This is a genomic window from Actinomadura xylanilytica (assembly GCF_030283145.1).
Taxonomy (GTDB): domain Bacteria; phylum Actinomycetota; class Actinomycetes; order Streptosporangiales; family Streptosporangiaceae; genus Spirillospora; species Spirillospora xylanilytica.
In genome coordinates this window covers 2,137,681-2,153,650 of the sequence record NZ_JASNWE010000001.1, presented here as the reverse complement: position 1 = coordinate 2,153,650, position 15,970 = coordinate 2,137,681, and the positions used below count along the sequence as shown (strand labels likewise).

The 15,970-nt window shown below is 69.7% G+C and carries 18 protein-coding genes; 14 read left to right on the top strand and 4 right to left on the bottom strand.

All coding sequences use genetic code 11. The annotated features are described in order from the left end of the window. The 3 genes from QP090_RS10015 to QP090_RS10005 all read left to right on the top strand — a co-directional run bounded on the left by QP090_RS10015 (position 1) and on the right by QP090_RS10005 (position 3,908). The gene (locus QP090_RS10015) at positions 1-153 is read left to right on the top strand and encodes a VenA family class IV lanthipeptide (protein WP_285938304.1); all 153 of its coding nucleotides are present in this window, start codon (positions 1-3) and stop codon (positions 151-153) included. A 177-nt stretch (positions 154-330) separates the two neighbouring features. Further along, on the top strand, positions 331-2,199 hold the full coding sequence (locus QP090_RS10010; protein WP_285938303.1) for an ABC transporter ATP-binding protein: 1,869 nt from the start codon (positions 331-333) through the stop codon (positions 2,197-2,199). Continuing rightward, complete coding sequence (locus QP090_RS10005) at positions 2,196-3,908, top strand: ATP-binding cassette domain-containing protein (RefSeq protein ID WP_285938302.1); 1,713 nt, start codon at positions 2,196-2,198, stop codon at positions 3,906-3,908. The genes QP090_RS10010 and QP090_RS10005 overlap by 4 nt, the downstream gene beginning before the upstream one ends. A gap of 18 nt (positions 3,909-3,926) precedes the next feature. On the opposite strand, the gene QP090_RS10000 is transcribed toward QP090_RS10005, so the two are convergent. Continuing rightward, on the bottom strand, positions 3,927-4,406 hold the full coding sequence (locus QP090_RS10000) for a hypothetical protein (RefSeq protein WP_285938301.1): 480 nt from the start codon (positions 4,404-4,406) through the stop codon (positions 3,927-3,929). Between the two features lie 75 nt (positions 4,407-4,481). Between QP090_RS10000 and QP090_RS09995 the strand changes: the two genes are divergently transcribed. Then, positions 4,482-5,021: a TetR/AcrR family transcriptional regulator gene (locus QP090_RS09995; RefSeq protein ID WP_285938300.1), complete on the top strand. Its 540-nt coding sequence runs from the start codon at positions 4,482-4,484 to the stop codon at positions 5,019-5,021. A gap of 800 nt (positions 5,022-5,821) precedes the next feature. On the opposite strand, the gene QP090_RS37820 is transcribed toward QP090_RS09995, so the two are convergent. Next, positions 5,822-6,436 (bottom strand): Pycsar system effector family protein, encoded by a 615-nt coding sequence (locus QP090_RS37820; RefSeq protein ID WP_490393312.1) that lies wholly within the window; start codon positions 6,434-6,436, stop codon positions 5,822-5,824. Positions 6,437-6,469: 33 nt separating this feature from the next. Here QP090_RS37820 and QP090_RS09990 point away from each other — a divergent pair, with 33 nt between their 5' ends. After that, positions 6,470-7,006 carry a TIR domain-containing protein gene (locus QP090_RS09990; protein WP_285938299.1) on the top strand — a complete coding sequence of 179 codons (537 nt, stop codon included), beginning with the start codon at positions 6,470-6,472 and terminating at the stop codon, positions 7,004-7,006. A 168-nt stretch (positions 7,007-7,174) separates the two neighbouring features. Here QP090_RS09990 and QP090_RS09985 read toward each other — a convergent pair whose 3' ends face one another. Then, positions 7,175-8,335 (bottom strand): type III PLP-dependent enzyme, encoded by a 1,161-nt coding sequence (locus QP090_RS09985; protein ID WP_285938298.1) that lies wholly within the window; start codon positions 8,333-8,335, stop codon positions 7,175-7,177. Positions 8,336-8,350: 15 nt separating this feature from the next. Continuing rightward, entirely contained in the window at positions 8,351-9,118 is a 768-nt protein-coding gene (locus QP090_RS09980; protein ID WP_285938296.1) for a GntR family transcriptional regulator, read from the bottom strand. 160 nt (positions 9,119-9,278) lie between these two features. Between QP090_RS09980 and QP090_RS09975 the strand changes: the two genes are divergently transcribed. The 9 genes from QP090_RS09975 (at position 9,279) to QP090_RS09935 (ending at position 15,852) form a co-directional block, all read left to right on the top strand. Continuing rightward, the gene (locus tag QP090_RS09975; protein ID WP_285938295.1) at positions 9,279-9,425 is read left to right on the top strand and encodes a hypothetical protein; all 147 of its coding nucleotides are present in this window, start codon (positions 9,279-9,281) and stop codon (positions 9,423-9,425) included. A 102-nt stretch (positions 9,426-9,527) separates the two neighbouring features. Beyond that, positions 9,528-9,824 (top strand): WhiB family transcriptional regulator, encoded by a 297-nt coding sequence (locus QP090_RS09970; protein WP_285938294.1) that lies wholly within the window; start codon positions 9,528-9,530, stop codon positions 9,822-9,824. 1 nt (position 9,825) lies between these two features. Beyond that, positions 9,826-10,764 (top strand): DUF4097 family beta strand repeat-containing protein, encoded by a 939-nt coding sequence (locus QP090_RS09965; protein ID WP_285938293.1) that lies wholly within the window; start codon positions 9,826-9,828, stop codon positions 10,762-10,764. Further along, entirely contained in the window at positions 10,764-11,234 is a 471-nt protein-coding gene (locus QP090_RS09960; RefSeq protein WP_285938292.1) for a DUF3307 domain-containing protein, read from the top strand. Before QP090_RS09965 ends, QP090_RS09960 begins: the two co-directional genes overlap by 1 nt. Further along, positions 11,231-11,653: a hypothetical protein gene (locus tag QP090_RS09955; RefSeq protein ID WP_285938290.1), complete on the top strand. Its 423-nt coding sequence runs from the start codon at positions 11,231-11,233 to the stop codon at positions 11,651-11,653. The genes QP090_RS09960 and QP090_RS09955 overlap by 4 nt, the downstream gene beginning before the upstream one ends. Continuing rightward, positions 11,650-12,048, top strand: coding sequence for an RRQRL motif-containing zinc-binding protein (locus tag QP090_RS09950; RefSeq protein WP_285938289.1), 399 nt, complete (start codon positions 11,650-11,652; stop codon positions 12,046-12,048). Before QP090_RS09955 ends, QP090_RS09950 begins: the two co-directional genes overlap by 4 nt. Continuing rightward, entirely contained in the window at positions 12,045-12,341 is a 297-nt protein-coding gene (locus QP090_RS09945; RefSeq protein ID WP_285938288.1) for a hypothetical protein, read from the top strand. The genes QP090_RS09950 and QP090_RS09945 overlap by 4 nt, the downstream gene beginning before the upstream one ends. Continuing rightward, a complete protein-coding gene (locus QP090_RS09940; protein WP_285938287.1) occupies positions 12,338-13,600 on the top strand; it encodes a DUF2637 domain-containing protein in 1,263 nt (420 codons plus the stop codon). The genes QP090_RS09945 and QP090_RS09940 overlap by 4 nt, the downstream gene beginning before the upstream one ends. After that, positions 13,597-15,852, top strand: coding sequence for an FtsK/SpoIIIE domain-containing protein (locus QP090_RS09935; RefSeq protein WP_285938286.1), 2,256 nt, complete (start codon positions 13,597-13,599; stop codon positions 15,850-15,852). The genes QP090_RS09940 and QP090_RS09935 overlap by 4 nt, the downstream gene beginning before the upstream one ends. Positions 15,853-15,970: the final 118 nt, after the last annotated feature.

The following is a 15,970-nucleotide window of genomic DNA, read 5'->3' as shown; positions in this document are numbered from 1 at the left end:
ATGAACGCTTTCGACGGTGACCTTGTGGCTGAGCTGCAGGAGCTGCCCGAGACCGACCCCATTGAGATCGACGGGATCCAGCTCGGGGGAACGTGCGCTTGCACGGGCCTGCTCACGTTGCTGAACACCATCTGTGTCGGCGTCTCCTGCTGACAGCAGTAGACGACGACCGTCCGCCGGGTCCGGTGAGCTAGCAGCCGAGCCCCACAGGACGCCGGTCACGGGCTGGTCGAAGGGCCGGCCCGTGACCGGACGCGCCCGATGCGTTCAGCGTCGAGACCGAACGGAGCCGAGAGCGTGGCCACGACACGAAGACGCCGTACGCTCCCCGTGCCACGCCGCAGAACGTCCGCCGCCCTGTCCGCGCCGGGCGGCGGACCCACCGGCGGACCCACCGGCGGACCCACCGGCGGATCCGCCCACAGGCCCTCTCATGGGCTCGCCTACCTGACCGGCTCGCAGGACGCCTCGAACGCGCTGCGCGTCCAGGGGGGCCGCCTGCTCCGCACGGTGGCGGGCCGCTCCCGGGCCATGATGTCCCTGCTGGCCGCGCTCACCCTCGCCCGCGTCGTCGCGTCCCTGATCACGCCCGTCATGCTCGCCGTCGCCATCGACGCAGGACAGGACGGGGCGGGACTCCCCGCCGCGCTGGCGGGCCTGGCGGCGGTGCTCACCGTGGCCGCCCTCGCCGACGCGGGCGAGGACCTCGTCGGCTCGTACTGCGGCAGCCGGATGACCGCCTGGCTCAGGCACCGCCTGGTCGGACGGGTGCTGGCGCTCGGCGTACCGGGCCAGCGGCGGTTCCCCACCGGGGACGTGCTGTCCCGCCTCACCGAGAGCGCCGCCGCCCCGGCCACGTTCCCGATCCTGCTGCTGTCGGGCACGGCCGCCGTCCTGACCACGGCCGGAGCCGTCATCGCGCTGGCCACGATCGACTGGCTGCTCGCGCTGACCCTCGCCGTCGGGATGGCGCCCGCGGTCGTGCTGCTGCGCGTCTTCGTCGTCAAGGCCAGTGAGCCCTTCGCCCGCTACCAGCGATGCCAGGCGGCGATCGCGACCCGGATGCTCGACGCCCGCCTCGGCGTCCGCACCATCCGGGCCGGCGGCACGGCCGCCCGCGAGGTCGGCCGCATCCTCGCACCGCTGCCGGACCTGCACCAGGCCGGGCTGCGCACCTGGGCCGCGCAGCGACAGGTGAGCTGGCGCCTGTCGCTGCTCGCGCCCCTCCTCCAGATCCTGGTGCTGTCCATCGCCGGCGTCCGCCTCGCCACCGGCGACATCACCACGGGCCAGCTCGTGGCCGCCTCGTCCTACACGGCCATGGCCCTCGGCTCCGCCAGCCTGTTCGACACGCTCGTCGCGCTGCTGAACTGCCAGGTCGGCGCGGGACGCGTCGGCGAGATCCTGGGCACCGCCCCGGCCGTCGTCCCGCCCGCGCGCCCGGCCCCGCTCCCGGACGGCCCCGGCCACCTGCGGCTGCGCGACGTCACCGTCCGGATGGGGGACCGGACCGTGCTCGACCACCTCGACCTCACCGTCCCCGCGGGCACCAGCGTCGCCGTCGTCGGCGCCTCGGGGACGGGCAAGAGCGTGCTGGTCTCCCTGGCCGGACGGCTGCTCGACCCGGACGCGGGACGGATCGAGCTCGACGGCGTCCCGATCGACACCCTCGCGCTGCCCGAGCTGCGCCGCACCGTCGCCTACGCCTTCGAACGGCCCGCGCTGCTCGGCGCGACCCTGCACGACATGATCGCCTACGCCCGTCCCGAGGCGACCCGCGCCGAGGTCCGCGAGGCCGCCCGCGTCGCGTCGGCCGACGACTTCGTCCGCGCGCTCCCGTCCGGCTACGACACCGCGCCGGCCGACGCCCCGATGTCCGGCGGTGAGCTGCAACGCCTCGGCCTCGCCCGCGCGGCCCTGAGCGCCGCGCGCGTCGTCGTCCTGGACGACGCCACCAGCAGCCTCGACACCGCCACCGAGCTGCGGGTGACGCAGGCCCTGCAACGCGTCCTGACCGGCCGCACCTGCCTCGTCGTCGCCCACCGCCCCGCCACCGCCGCCCGCGCCGACCTCGTCGCCTGGCTGGACGGAGGCCGCCTCCGAGCCCTCGCCCCCCACACCCGCCTCTGGCCCGACCCCGACTACCGGGCCATCTTCACCCCCGCGCCCACGTCCACCCCCCGGCCTGGGCGCGGATGAGGTCCTCGGCCGGTCTCCGGCTGCTGCGGGAGCATGCGAGCGGGCGGTCGCCGGCGGCGCGGCGGCTGGCGGCATGGTCCGCCCTCGAGGCCGTGCCGGTGTTCGCGTCCGGGCTGCTGCTCGCCACGGCGATCGACCAGGGGTTCCTCCCGCGCAAACCGCTCGTCGGCCTGGCATGGCTCGCGGTCCTGGCCGTCCTGTACGCGCTGGGGGCGCTCGGCACCAGGCAGGTCTACCCGTCGCTGGCCGCCCTCGTCGAGCCGTTGCGCGACTCGCTGATCACCGACGTCGTCACCGCCTCGCTCCGCCGCATGATCGACGACGAGCCGTCCGGAGGGGCCGGGGTGTCGCAGGTGACCGAGCAGGTCGAGGCGGTCCGGGCGCTGCTGGCCACCGCGATCCGCAACATGCGCCAGCTCCTGTCCGCCGGGGTCGCGGCGCTGCTCGGGCTCGTCCTGCTGTCCCCGCTCCTCGCGCTGGTCATCACCGTGTTCGTACTGCTCGGGGCGGCCGTGTTCGCCGCGTTCCTGCACATCCAGATCGGACGCTACCGGGCCGTCATCCGGCACGCCGAGGACATCGGCGAGACGGCCGCGGCGGTCGTGCAGGGCGTCCGCGACGTCGTGGTCTGCGCGGCCGAGGACCGGGCGGCCCAGGCGGTCGCCGGGGCGATCGACGCCCAGGCCGAGGCGCTGCGCGCGTTCGCCCGGTCGCGGCTGCTCCGGCTGCCCGTGCTGACGCTGGGCGTGCACGTGCCGCTCCTGGCGCTGCTCGCGATGTCCCCGTGGCTGATCGCGCACCACCACCTCACCGCCGGGCAGGCGGCCGGAGGGGTGAGCTACCTCATCACCGCCCTGCAACCGGCCTTCGTCGTCCTGGTCGACGCCGGCGGGACGCTGCTGCTCAGCCTGGCCGTCGTCCTCGGACGGCTGGCCGAGGTCTGCGCCCGCCCGGCCGGCGCCCCGGAAGCGAAGGTCACGATCGTCCCCACGTCCCACGACGTCGCGGCCGAGCACGTCACGTTCGCCTACTCGCCGCACGCCGAACCCGTGTTCACCGACCTGTCCCTGCGGATCGCCGCGGGCGCCCACCTCGCCGTGGTGGGGCCGAGCGGCGTCGGGAAGTCGACCCTCGCGAGCCTGCTCACCGGCCACCTCGAGCCGCAGAAGGGCGACATCAGGCTCGGTGGCGTGCGCCTGGCCCGGGTCGGCGCGGAGCGGCTGCGGCGGACGATCACGCTCATCCCGCAAGAGGCGTACGTCTTCGCCGCGACGCTGCGGGAGAACCTCGTCTACCTGCGGCCACAGGCCACCACCGCCGACCTCGAGAGGGCCGTCGACGCCGTCGGGCTGCGCGAGACCGTCGACCGTCTCGGCGGGTACGACGCGGAGATCCCTCCCGGCGGCGGTCCGCTGTCCCAGGGGGAGCGCCAGCTCATCACCCTCGTCCGCGCCCACCTGTCGGCCGCCGCCGTCGTCATCCTCGACGAGGCGACCTGCCACCTCCACCCGGCGGCGGAGGCGCGGGCCGAACGGGCCCTCGCGGCCCGCGGCGGCACCCTCATCGTGATCGCGCACCGCATCAGCTCGGCCCAGCGCGCCGACCAGGTGCTGCTCATCGACGGCCCCCGCCCGATGCTCGGGACGCACGAGACCCTCCTCCGCCACAGCCCCCTCTACGCCGAACTCGTGGGGCACTGGCGGTCATGACCCCGGCGAGAGCGACGCTCAGGCTCCGTCCCGGACGGGGTGGCGGCGGTCGCTGACGCCCTGCATCACGCCACGACCCCTTGCGGCCGACCAGGCCGTCCAGCCCCGGTTGAGCACGTACGCGGCCAGCAGGATGAGCGTGACCGCTCCGTCGGCGATCAGCGCCGCGCCGGCGCCGTCGGTCCCGCTCCCGAAGGACAAGGCGGCCAGGGTCAGGCCGAGCTTGTTGAGGATGGCGAGCTCCCAGATCCCGGCGTAGAGCCGGGGGCGGTAGGCCAGCAGCAGGAACACGCCCGCGAAGACACCGAAGCCGAGCATGCGCCAGGTCTCGACCATCCGTGTGGCCGGTCCGGCGTCCGCGACGGTGCTCACTGCGCTGACCACCGCGGCGACGGCACCGGCGGCGGCGAGGACGAGCAGAGCCCGCGCGACGCGGTCACGGATCCGCGCGGAGCCGGTGTCGGTCTCGACGTGAAGGGATAGAGCATGAGCGGGCATCGACGTCACCTTTCGCCCTAACGGTGTTAGGGTTGCAACCTAACACTGTTAGGGCATTTCGGGAAGGCAGGACGGATGACTTCCTCCGCACTGAGCCGGCTCACCCCACGAGCCCGGGAGATCGTGCAGACCGCGCGGCTGCTCCTCGAGCGGGAGGGCCCTGATGCACTGTCGATGCGTCGCCTCGCCGCCCAACTCGGGATCCGCGCCTCCTCGATCTACGAGCATCTCCGCGACAAGCAGGCATTGGAGGCGGCGCTGATCTCGGTCGGCTTCGAGGAGCAGGCCGAACTGTTCGCGCAGGCCGTCCATCGATCCGATGTCCCGATCGCCGCCCTCACCACCGCGTACCGCGACTTCGCGCGCCGCCAGCCGAACCTCTATCGGCTGATGACCGAGCGGCCCCTGCGCCGCGACCTGCTCGCCCCCGGCGTCGAGGACGCTGCCGCGATGCCGCTCCTCGACGCCACCGGCGGTGACCGCGAACGCGCACGGGCCATCTGGGCCTTCGCGCACGGCATGGTCATCCTCGAGCTGAACCAGCGCTTCCCGCCTGACGCGCATCTCGACACCACCTGGCGCAAGGGCATCGACGCGTTCCAAGGCACGCCCTGATGAGGCCGGGGCGCTTTCGGCGTTCACGAGCGGGGATCAGGCGCGGAAGGGTGATCAAGAAAACCAGAACGCCCCCGGCATAGCCGGGGGCGTCCCTGCTGGTCCACAGTGTCGCCCTGAAAGCGCCCCCGGCAGGATTTGAACCTGCGGCACCCGCTTTAGGAGACAGGTGATCACCACTCACACGAGAAACTCTCGACCTGCGCAAACGAGGCCACTGTCGACACTCCAGCGAGCGGATTGGGGACGCATTGGGAATGATCAAGCACTGAGCCGCTCTTGGCGGAGATCCCTCCTGCACCCGTCCCACCTATCAAGCCTCGTGTCAGACGCTGCTGAGCGGCGCAACGAGAGGTCTGATTCACGGCCTGCGTAGCCCCCGGCGGCTGCGGTGGCAGGTACCTCGCCGCGCACTCCACAGAATCGCAAAACGGTGCCAGCGCTTCACGGCAGGGAAGCTGCGCAGGTCACACGCTCTTGGGTCGAGGTGCGTCCGTGCCATCGATGTGGTTGCGCACCTCTCAGAGGCGCTCGCCGCCAAAAGTATTGTTGCAGGTCAACGGATTACGTGTACTTCTGCGGCATAATGCGGCAACCCTCGATCCAGTCCAGGTTTGCTCGCTGCCTGGGGTCAGAGGGTTGTGCGGATTCTGTGGATTGCGCGGCGCTGCTTCTGATCGAGTCTGATCCCTGAGCCCGATACCGACAGTCGCGGCTCTGGAGCCGTTTCCGTGTGTACCGCCTGCTGTGCCTGACGTCGGCCAACGACCGGACGCAGAGCCGAAGACACTCATCGGCGATCAATAGGACTTGTGAAGCAGAGCTATTATTGCCAGTGTGACGAACAAAAGGAGGGAAACTCGGAAGAATCTAATTCCCATGCGGAGAGAATGGTGCTTCGTTGAGTGTTGATAGATTGCACCCCAAAGTTCCGCCGATGCTCCCTTGAGAGTTTCCTCCGCAGTTTTCGATTGCAGTGCGGTGAAGAAATCCTGAAAGTTTCCATTCGCTCTAAGAGTGTCGCCCCAGTTGAAGAGGAATCTCGGCGGCAATTGGTCGCGAAAGGTTTGACGGCTAGTCCTACGTCTCTTGTAGGCAGAGACGGCACCCACGCAGTACCATATAGATATTGAAATCGAGGCGACCGTCACTAGTACAATTGCCACAAAAGATATAGATATAGCGTCTATCTGCCAGCTCTTATTTGTGCTTTTTGTATTGTAGCTGTTGAGTAACACTGTAGTACCGGCGAGTAGGAGAGCGTTGGCGCTAACAAGAAGAGAAGCCCGGGACGCTGTTGCAGCTCGAATCTGATCGTATCGTGTTATGTTCCACTTGACGAGGTCAAGTAGTTCCCTGTCTTGTTCAGCACGATTTAAGCGGTCGGACTCTCTGTCGCGTCTTGAGTAAAACATTGAGTGCCCGCTCTGAAGGGAGGGAAGTGTCAGATGGGATCAATATTCATTAGCTATAGGAGTGCAGACGATGCCTATGCGGCTGCACTGTTGGATCAGATGCTATCTCAAATGTTCGGTCGCAACAACGTGTTTCGCGCTAGTAGGTCCATCGTCCCAGGTAGCGACTACGAGTCCGCTCTACTTGCGGGAGTTGAGTCTTCGAGAGTAATGCTTGTAATCGTAGGGAAGAGTTGGAGAGAAGGCGTAGAGGCTACTGGTGGGAAGCTCTTTGGTTCGGATGACTGGGTTCGCAAGGAGATTGCTAAGGCCCTTGAGGTTGGGGTCGTTATCATCCCAATCCTTATATCGGGGGCTCCCAGGTTGGCCGAGCTGCAATTGCCTCAAGACGTGCGTAAATTTAGTTCGTTTCAATATATGCGCTTTGATTATAGGAATGTCGAGAACGATTTCTTGAGGATCGGGCAGGAGGTTGCACATTATGTCTCTGGCGCGGAAGACTTGCAAAGTAATGCTATTGCCAGCGCACTGCGTGAACTCGCCGATAAGGTGGAAGCGTTGAATGATTAACCCCATGTTCCGGTGCTGGATCGGTGCATCGGCTGCCCCGGATAGTCTGGTGTGCTAGGTGCCGAGAAGTCGGATATCGGACCCGTGCTCTCGACTCGGTGTTCTCGCGTGCAATGGATAGGGCCCCTGTCTGGCATCGCCGAGACAGGGGCCCTATCGAGATTCGAATTATGCGTCTAGGTAGCAAAACGCCGGTTTTGGGTGCATGAGGAAGTCGTGGTGGGAGATGTTCCAGGCGTAGGCGCCGGACATGGAGAACGCCACCAGGTCCCCTACGGTGATGTGGCCGGTGGGGATCTCGCGGGCGAAGACGTCCTTTGGTGTGCAGAGTTGGCCGACTAGGGTGACGGGTTCGTTGGTCACTGTGGGACCGGCGCTGTCGCGGTTGAGCACCACGAAGGGTTGGTTGTGTTGCTTGGTGACGGGTGTCCGGATGTGCATGGTGCCGCCGCGTAGGACGGCGTACCACTGACCGTGTGCCTTCTTCACGTCCAGTACCTCGGTGACGTACCACCCCGAGTAGACGCTGATGGAACGGCCCGGCTCGATGCGCAGAGTCTCGCCTGGCTGGGCCATGGCTGCGATCCCGGCGCCGTACTGTTTCCAGTCGAATCGGGTGTTGGGCGTCCTGTAGTCGACTGCCATGCCGCCGCCGAGGTTAAACTCACGCGGCCCGGTGTGGCCGATCCTGTCGAGCCACGTCCGGCCCCAAGCGAGGATCTCGGCGGACTGGGCCACCATGGCCGACGCGTCGAGGCCGGACGCGAGGTGCGCGTGGATTCCGCGCAGGTGGATCTCTGGGGAGGCAGACAGGATGTCTGTGCAGGACTCCATAAGTCCCGGGTCCATGCCGAACGGGCCGCTCATGGCCAGCGCGACCCCGCTGCGGTCGCCAGCGAGGTTCAGCCGTAGAAGGACGTCGACTTCACGGCCGGTTGTCCGGGCGATGCTCGCGAGGCGAGTGAGTTCGTAGGGGCTCTCGACGTGGATCCGTTCGACGCCGAGGTTCAGCGCCAGCTCGAGTTCGTCATCGGTCTTGCCGGGGCCGCCGAAGGCTAGGCGCGCGTCCGGCAGCGCCTCGCGGACGTGCGCCAGCTCGCCGCCGGACGCGACTTCGATTCCGTCGACGTATGGGGCCAGGGCACGGAGGATCGGGGCGTCCGGGTTGGCCTTTGCGGCATAGAAGATCTCTGGCGCTCCGGGGCCGGAGAGAGCCTCCTTGACCTCGGCCGCGTGCCCTCGGAGCGCGGCCAGGTCGTAGACGAACGCGGGCAGTTCGGCCTTGCGGGCTAGGGCCTGGGCGTGGTCTTCGACGAGACGCGTGATCACTGGGTGGTCTCCGGTTCAGGCGAGCGGGAATTCGTACTGGGCCGTGAGGTAGTGGGCGGGGGCGACGGAGATGGTCACCTCGACGGCCCGTCCCTCGGCGGTCATGCCCACGTGCGTGATCTCCACAACGGTACGTTCCGGGCTGATCTCCAGCGCGTTGGCTTCGGCGTCGGTGGGCAGACGGCTCGGAACGATCTGTTCACGCGCCGACACCTGCGGGTAGCCGAGTTCGCCGAGGGCGCTCTTGACGCCGCCGACGATCACGGGGCCTTCCTCTTCGAGGACGGTCCCGCCTGCGATGTCCAGCGGGAACCAGCTGGCGTTAAGCCGGATGGGGATGCCGCTGGCCAGCAGACGCCGGCGCCGGACGAGGCAGTTCTCTTCCCCGGTCGACACGCCCAACATCTCGGCTACGGCCACCGGTGGCTCGGCGTGCTCGGTGGTGATCTCGTGCTGTGGCTCTAGGCCGCGGCTACGAACCTCGGCGTCGAACGCCCCGCGTGCGCCCTGGTTCTCCCGGGTCATCCGGTCGTAGCGGGCGGGTGAGTGGAGCATCGGCGGAAGCCACGTGACCATCGTGCCGCGGCCCTGCCGAGGCCGGACGATGCCCTCGGCCGCGAGCACCTGCATCGCTCGGTTGACCAAGCTGCGGGATGCGCCGTACCGGTCGGCAAGCTCTGGCTCTGCCGGCAGGACGGACCCCGTTGGGTACCGGCCCTCGACGATCTCCTGACGGATTTTCGTGGCGATCTCGCGGAACCCGTGCCGCTCCGAATGCTGCATCTACCTGCTCCTTCCTAGCCCCTTAGGGCTACCTAATCAGAGACTACGGCATACGCCAAACGATTGGCACCCCTTGACATCCGTCGCGGGATGGCCACAATTAGAGGCAAGACAGACGCCAAACGTTTGGCGTATATCTCAATGGGAGGAGATGGTCCGGATGTTCCCGCAGAAGTCCAGCAAGGTCGGTCAGTGGGTCGCCGGTGTGGTGGTCGCGGTGTACGCGGTCAACAACCCGACCTCGGCCGCGCACATGATCAACAAGATCGTCGCCGCGATTCAGCAGTTCGCCGGCGCGCTGGGCTGACCGATGCCCCTCTACCGCCCGCCGGTCCCGGTGCACACGCCACCAAGCACGCAGCCGGGGCCGGTGTCCCGATCGATCACGAATCTCACCAGGGAGTTGCCCGTGTCCGCTCGTATGACCGTTTTCGAGAGCCTGCCCGCCGTGGACCTGCGCGGTATGCCCATCGAGGGCGCACAGTGCCGGTTCGATCCCGAGCTTCACGACTGTCCGGCGCAGGAGTCGCCGGACGAGCGCGCGGCGCGTGAGGTCGTCGCCGCCGAGGTGTGCGCGTCCTGCCCGCTGCGCGACGGATGCCTGAACTTCGCGCTTCGGATCCTGCCCACCTACGGAGTGTGGGCCGGATTCACCGCCGACGAGATCGCCGAATTGTCCGCCCTCGACATGGGCGAGGTGGCCTGACGTGACGACTCGTTCCGTCATCGCGCAGCGTTCCGGCCCGGTGCCGCTGTCGCTGGACCTGCCGGCCGGCGTCATCACGGTGACCGCCAACCCGGCCCGCACGGTCGCCGAGGTCACCGTGACCGCCCGTGGAGATGACCCCGCCCTGCACACCGCCGTCCGTAACGCGGTCCTGCGGTGGGACGAGCGCCGCGGCGCGCTGGTCGTCCAGGTTCCCGAGGTCGCCGGTAACGCCGGTCAGACGGTGTTCGGCAACCGTGGCGTCACGGTCGTGCAGTCGTTCGGAGACGTCCCCGCGGGAGTGACGATCACCGGCTCGACCATCACCGGCGGTGTGGTCACCGGTGGTGGCCGGGTCGTCATCGACGGCGTGACCGTCACCGGTGGCGGCATCGAGGCCGCCGGCCAGATCGAGATCACCGCCCACGTACCCGAGGGCTCCACGGTGGGCGCGCTCACCCGCTCGGCACCGCTCAACGCGGTTGGAGAGTTCGCCGAGGTCGACTTCACCTCCACCTCCGGTGACCTCAACGTGGGCGGTACCGGCGCGCTACGCGCCAAGACCGTTTCGGGTGACGTCGCCGCCGCCGCGGTGGACGGTTCGGCGGTGGCGCGGTCGGTGTCGGGGGACATCCGACTCGGCCGCGCCGACGACATCCGGGCCGTCTCCACTTCCGGTGACGTCACGGTCGCCGACTTCGGGGGCCACGCCAAGATGTCCACCGTCTCCGGAGACCTCACCCTGCATGCCGCCGAGGGCGGCATCGTGTGCGCCCGCACCGTGTCCGGCGACGTCACAGTCACCGCGTCCGGCGCCGCGCTCGCCGAGGGACTGACCATCAACGCCACCTCCCGCTCCGGGCACGTGAGCACGCCCACCGACACCCCGCCCACCACCGCGCGTGCCCGCCGGCCGCGCCGCACCACCAGGGGCGCCTGATGTTGGGCGCTGACGCGAGCGTGTTCCCGTCGGTGTTCGTGGCGCTGTACGCCGCGCACGAGGTCGGGGACCACTGGTTGCAGACCAACGGGCAGGCATGCGGCAAGGGCGCCGCAGGCTGGACCGGCCGCCTCCTGTGCGCCCGGCACGTGGCCACCCTGACCGCCGTCAAGGCCGCCGCGCTGACCGTGGTCGCCATGGTGCTGGCACTGCCCCTCAACCCCTACGCGGTCTCCGCCGCGCTGGCCGTGGACGCCGTGTCGCACTACTGGGCCGACCGCCGCACCACCCTGGTGGCACTGGCCGACTGGCTCGGCCGCACCCTCGTCCCCGGCAAGGGCGGCTTCGCTCGACTCGGAGACGGCGCCACCGCACCCACCGGAACCGGCGCCTACGCCCTCGACCAGTCATGGCACATCGGCTGGCTGGCTGCAGCCGCGCTGGTTGCCTCGCTGGGGGTGTCGGTATGAGCGGGCGCATCGAGTTGCGGCCGGACGGCCCACACAGCGACGACTACACCGCCGAGGTGGCCCGCGCGCTGGCCGAGTCGGTTCGGGTACTGAACTACGCGACCGGTTCGCACGCCGAGCGTGGCTTGCAGCACCCGCAGACCGTCTATGACGTGGTCGGGAACCTGGCGGCCAGCGCCGCGGGGCTGGGGCAGTTGCTCGGCCAGCTGGCGGAGTTCCTCACCCACCAGGCCGCGGCCGGCCATCTCGCCGACACCTCCGGCGCCGACCCGATCGTTGTCACCGCGGACGCCCGCGAGCAGCTGGCCGCGGCCCACACCGCAGGGTCCGCACTGTCCCGCGCCCTCGGTCTGGCGCAGAGCGCAGTGTCCGGGCTGTACGTGCTGGACGGCGATGCCGAATCGGGGGACTGGTCATGACTCGGCGCCGTAGCTCCGCGATGTTCTTCGACCCGACCGGCGCCCGGTACGGCATCCCCACCTGGCCGTGGCGGATGGCACCGCCGCACCTGCTCACCGTCCGCCAGCTGGCCGCCCGCGGCTTGCGCCCCGGTGGACAGCCGGTCGTCGCTCAAGTGCTGTGGCGGTCGCGCCGCTACAACGCCCCCGGTGGTATCCGCGCCGCCTACCTGTACGACGAGCGCCTTGCCCTGCCCAAGCGCGTCCCGACCGACCGGCAGCGCGCCGCCCTCGGCAAGGCGTTGGCCGCCCGCCGCGTCTGCCCCGACTGCCGACGCGATGCCGGTTACGTCCTTCCGCGCCATCTGGGCGTCTGCCTGGACTGCGCGACCGAAGTGGAGGTCACCGCAGCATGAACCCGACCGCCCCCTACCTCGCCCCCGTGGCCCTCGGCGCACAAGCCACCAAGCACGCCGCCGAGACCACCGCGCCCCGACCGATCACGAATCTCAACGAGGCCCCGACCCATCGCCCCCGGCGCGCCGGTCCGGCCAAGCGGTGCCCCGCGTGCCGCGCGGAGTTGGACGGCGGCCCAGTCCACTTCCGGTGCGCGCCGTGCAGCAAGGCCGTGATGGCCGCCGACCTGGACATCGAGTACCGCGCCCCCGACACCACCACCGAAACGAGCATGGGGAGGGCCGCCGCGTGACCGCACAACACACCGCCCCGCCCCTGGCGCCGTCCCTCGGTATCCCGGTCGCCCCCGAGTTGGCCGCCGCCCTCGGCGCTGAGGGGGAGGTCCCCTCCGATGCCCGTGGCCGCGCGTTGACCAGTAGCGAGTTCACCGCGGTTGCGACCGTGGCCGCGTTGGTCGCGGTCCTGGGCGTGCTGGGGTTCGTCAACAGCTTCACCGCCGTCGCCGATGCGTCCCGCTCGTCGTTCGGTCGGCTGGCTTGGACGGTGCCGCTCGGCATCGATCTGGGCATCGGCATCTTCGCTGCACTGGACATCGTGCTTGCCCGACTGGACATGCGGGTCAAGTGGCTACGCCTGATCCCCTGGGCCCTGACCGCCGCAACGGTGTACCTCAACGTCGCCGACGAACACACCGTGTTCGGGAAGGTCGCCCACGCGATCCTGCCCGGACTGTGGGTCATCGCCGTTGAGGTCGCCGCGCACGTCATCCGGATCCGCGCCGGTATCGAGGCCGGTACCCGGATGGACGGCATCCGCACCTCCCGGTGGCTCATGGCGCCATGGCCCACGCTCAAGCTGTGGCGCCGCATGGTGCTCTGGGAGATCCGCTCCTACCCCGACGCCCTCGGCCGCGAGCGTGACCGTCTCCTCGCCCTGACCGACCTTCAGGACACCTACGGGCGGTGGACGTGGCGCCGCAAGGCCCCTCGCCGCGTCCGCGCCTTGTACCGACTCGGCGAACTCGTCCCCGCCCCCGCCACGTCCGCCCCGTCCGGTGCCCCGTCCGATCATTCGTCCGCGGGCGCGCCGAGTCTGCCCGAGGGGGACCGTCCCGCGCTGGAGGCCGGACCGTCCGCCACACCCGTCCCCGCTCCGTCCGATCCGCCGTCCGACTCGCCGTCCACCGTCCGGACCCGGACGAGGAAGCGGACGGCCGCGGCCAAGTCCACCACCCGTACCGGCGGACGGTCCGCCCGCTCGTCTCGCCCCGGCACGCGGACGCGGAAGCCCGCGGCGCCCGACGTGGACGACCTCATGCCGCTCGGCTGGCGCATCGCCGCCGACCTTGACACCCGCGGCCAGGCGCTCACTCGCGACACCCTCGCCGGCCAGCTCCGGGAGGCCGGCCACACCGCCGGAAACGCCCGCGTCGGCACCCTGCTCGCTCGCCTCAAGACCGAAGCCCCTACCGACCCCACCACCCCGCCGGCCGGTCTCGACCGGCCCACCGTGGCCGCGGTCCCGACCGCCGAGGGAGATGACCCGCGATGAGCTTCACCAAGGCCATGGGCGAGGTTGTGCCCCTGCCCCTCCCACACCCCGGCATCACCACCCCCGCCCCCAAGGTCGACCCGACCGGACCGGCGCCGGACGCCGGAAGCGGCACCCCGCCAGCCGTCCCGCCGCCTCCGCCGGTCGGGCCGTCCGACACCCCGGACGACAACGCCGACGGCGGGGACGGGGACGCGCTTGAGGGCCGCGTGTTGGTCGACCGGCCCGGCGCCGACGAGCGCCCGGACGTGCGTGCCCGACGCATGGCCGGCGAGCGAGCGCAGCGCCGTCCGATCGTCGCGCCCTGGCTGCGCGACCGTGACGAGGCACGCGCCACCGTCCGATGGGCGGTCGGATACGCCGGCCACATCACCGGCTACCACGCCACCCGCATACCGCTGTACTCGCTTCGGTTGGCCGGACGGTCCCCGCGCGGGCTGTACCGGGTGGTGGCCGGCACGTGGCGGTGGACGTTCGACATGGACGCCCGCCCGCTGCGCGTCCACGTGGTCGACCGCAAAGACCACGATGCCTACCTCAAGCTGATGAGCGAGCGGAACGACCGGGTTCGCGCCCGCACCCTCACCACCGGCGCCGGTCTGGCCGGTGTGGGCCTGGCCGCCGCGGCCGTGACCGCCGCCGGTGGCGTCACGCAATCCGCGGTTCTGGCCGCGCTGGTGTTCCTGCTCGGCTGGATCGGCACGCCCACCGACAAGCGCGTCCTCGACACGGCCGTTGTGTCGACCAAGGCCCCCAAGCTCACCAGCGAGATCGTCGTCCGGGCGCTGGCCGCTCTGGGGATCGCCGAGGTCAACAAGGCGGTCGGGAAGGGCGGGCAGGGCATCACCTTTCCCGCGCCGATCACCCGGGACGGCCCCGGTTGGCGCGCCGAGGTCGACCTTCCGTACGGCGTCACGGCCACCGACATCATGGAACGCCGCGACCGCCTCGCCTCCGGGCTCCGCCGGCCGATGGGGTGTGTCTGGCCCGAACCCGCTCACGACCAGCACGCCGGCCGCTTGGTCCTGTGGGTCGGGGATCAGGACATGAGCCAGGTCAAGCCGCTGTCCGGGCCGCTGGCCAAGACCGGAGCGACCGCCGACCTGTTCAAGGCGGTTCCGTTCGGCACCGACCAGCGCGGACGGCCCGTCACCGTCGAGCTGATGTACGCCAACGCCCTCATTGGCGCTATGCCCGGCATGGGTAAGACGTTCGCCATGCGGATCCTCGCTCTGTCCGCGGCCCTCGACCCGACCGCCCAACTTCGGGTGTTCGAGCTGAAGGGCACCGGTGACCTGTCGGCCATGGAGAAGGTCGCCCACCAGTACGGGTCCGGGCAGGATGACGAGACCCTCGCCGCGGCCCTGGACGCGCTTCGTGAGGTCCGAAAGGACCTGGAACGCCGAGCGAAGACCATCCGCAAGCTGCCCAAGGACATCTGCCCGGAGAACAAGGTCACCCCGCAGTTGGCTGCCAAGCGATCGCTGGGGCTGTACCCGCTGGTCTTCATCCTGGACGAGTGCCAGAACCTGTTCGCCGATCCCGACCTGGGTGACGAGGCCGCCCGGCTGGCCATCGACATCATCAAGCTGGGCCGCGCCCTGGGCGTCATCCTGCTGCTGGCCACCCAGCGGCCCGACAAGGACTCGCTCCCCACCGGCGTCTCGGCGAACGTGGGACTGCGGTTCTGCCTGAAGGTCATGGGCCAGACCGAGAACGACATGATCCTGGGCACCTCGATGTACAAGAACGGGATCCGCGCCACCACCTTCACGAAGAAGGACAAGGGCATCGGCTACCTGGCCGGCGAAGCCGACGATCCCCAGATCGTCCGCGGCTACTACATCGACAACCCCGCCGCCGATCGCATCGCCGACCGCGCCCGCGCGCTCCGCAAGGCCGCCGGCACCCTGACCGGCATCGCCGCCGGCGAAGACCCCACCCCCACCACCGACCAGGGCGCGTCCCTGCTGGAAGACCTCGCCGCGGTCATCGCACCCAGTGAGGACAAGGTGCACTCACAGGTCATCGTCGACCGCCTCGCCGAACTCCGCCCCACCGCCTACGGACCGTGGGCCGACCTGGACCCCACTGGCAAGGCGCGCCAGCTGGCCGCCGCGCTCAAGCCCTACGGCATCGGCACTCCGCAGGTTTGGGGACAGGACGAAACCGGCAAGGGCCGCAACCTCAAGGGCGTCCACCGCGAGCACGTCATCGCCGCCCTGGAAACCGCCCGCGGCGGCCCCCGGTAGCCACCGGATGTGCCTCTAGGTCTAGAGGCCACCACCTCTAGACCTAGAGGCCCCTCTAGACACTCATCACCGCTATGACCAGTGATCTAGCACCTAGACACCCCACCTGCAACAACGC

Coding starts and splice junctions, on each gene's coding strand:
- QP090_RS10015 (WP_285938304.1), top strand. CDS start 1: ATGAACGCTTTCGACGGTGACCTTGTGGCTGAGCTGCAGGAGCTGCCC.
- QP090_RS09990 (WP_285938299.1), top strand. CDS start 6,470: ATGGGATCAATATTCATTAGCTATAGGAGTGCAGACGATGCCTATGCG.
- QP090_RS09945 (WP_285938288.1), top strand. CDS start 12,045: ATGAACCCGACCGCCCCCTACCTCGCCCCCGTGGCCCTCGGCGCACAA.
- QP090_RS09960 (WP_285938292.1), top strand. CDS start 10,764: ATGTTGGGCGCTGACGCGAGCGTGTTCCCGTCGGTGTTCGTGGCGCTG.
- QP090_RS09995 (WP_285938300.1), top strand. CDS start 4,482: ATGACTTCCTCCGCACTGAGCCGGCTCACCCCACGAGCCCGGGAGATC.
- QP090_RS10000 (WP_285938301.1), bottom strand. CDS start 4,406: ATGCCCGCTCATGCTCTATCCCTTCACGTCGAGACCGACACCGGCTCC.
- QP090_RS09950 (WP_285938289.1), top strand. CDS start 11,650: ATGACTCGGCGCCGTAGCTCCGCGATGTTCTTCGACCCGACCGGCGCC.
- QP090_RS09980 (WP_285938296.1), bottom strand. CDS start 9,118: ATGCAGCATTCGGAGCGGCACGGGTTCCGCGAGATCGCCACGAAAATC.
- QP090_RS09935 (WP_285938286.1), top strand. CDS start 13,597: ATGAGCTTCACCAAGGCCATGGGCGAGGTTGTGCCCCTGCCCCTCCCA.
- QP090_RS09955 (WP_285938290.1), top strand. CDS start 11,231: ATGAGCGGGCGCATCGAGTTGCGGCCGGACGGCCCACACAGCGACGAC.
- QP090_RS37820 (WP_490393312.1), bottom strand. CDS start 6,436: ATGTTTTACTCAAGACGCGACAGAGAGTCCGACCGCTTAAATCGTGCT.
- QP090_RS10005 (WP_285938302.1), top strand. CDS start 2,196: ATGAGGTCCTCGGCCGGTCTCCGGCTGCTGCGGGAGCATGCGAGCGGG.
- QP090_RS09975 (WP_285938295.1), top strand. CDS start 9,279: ATGTTCCCGCAGAAGTCCAGCAAGGTCGGTCAGTGGGTCGCCGGTGTG.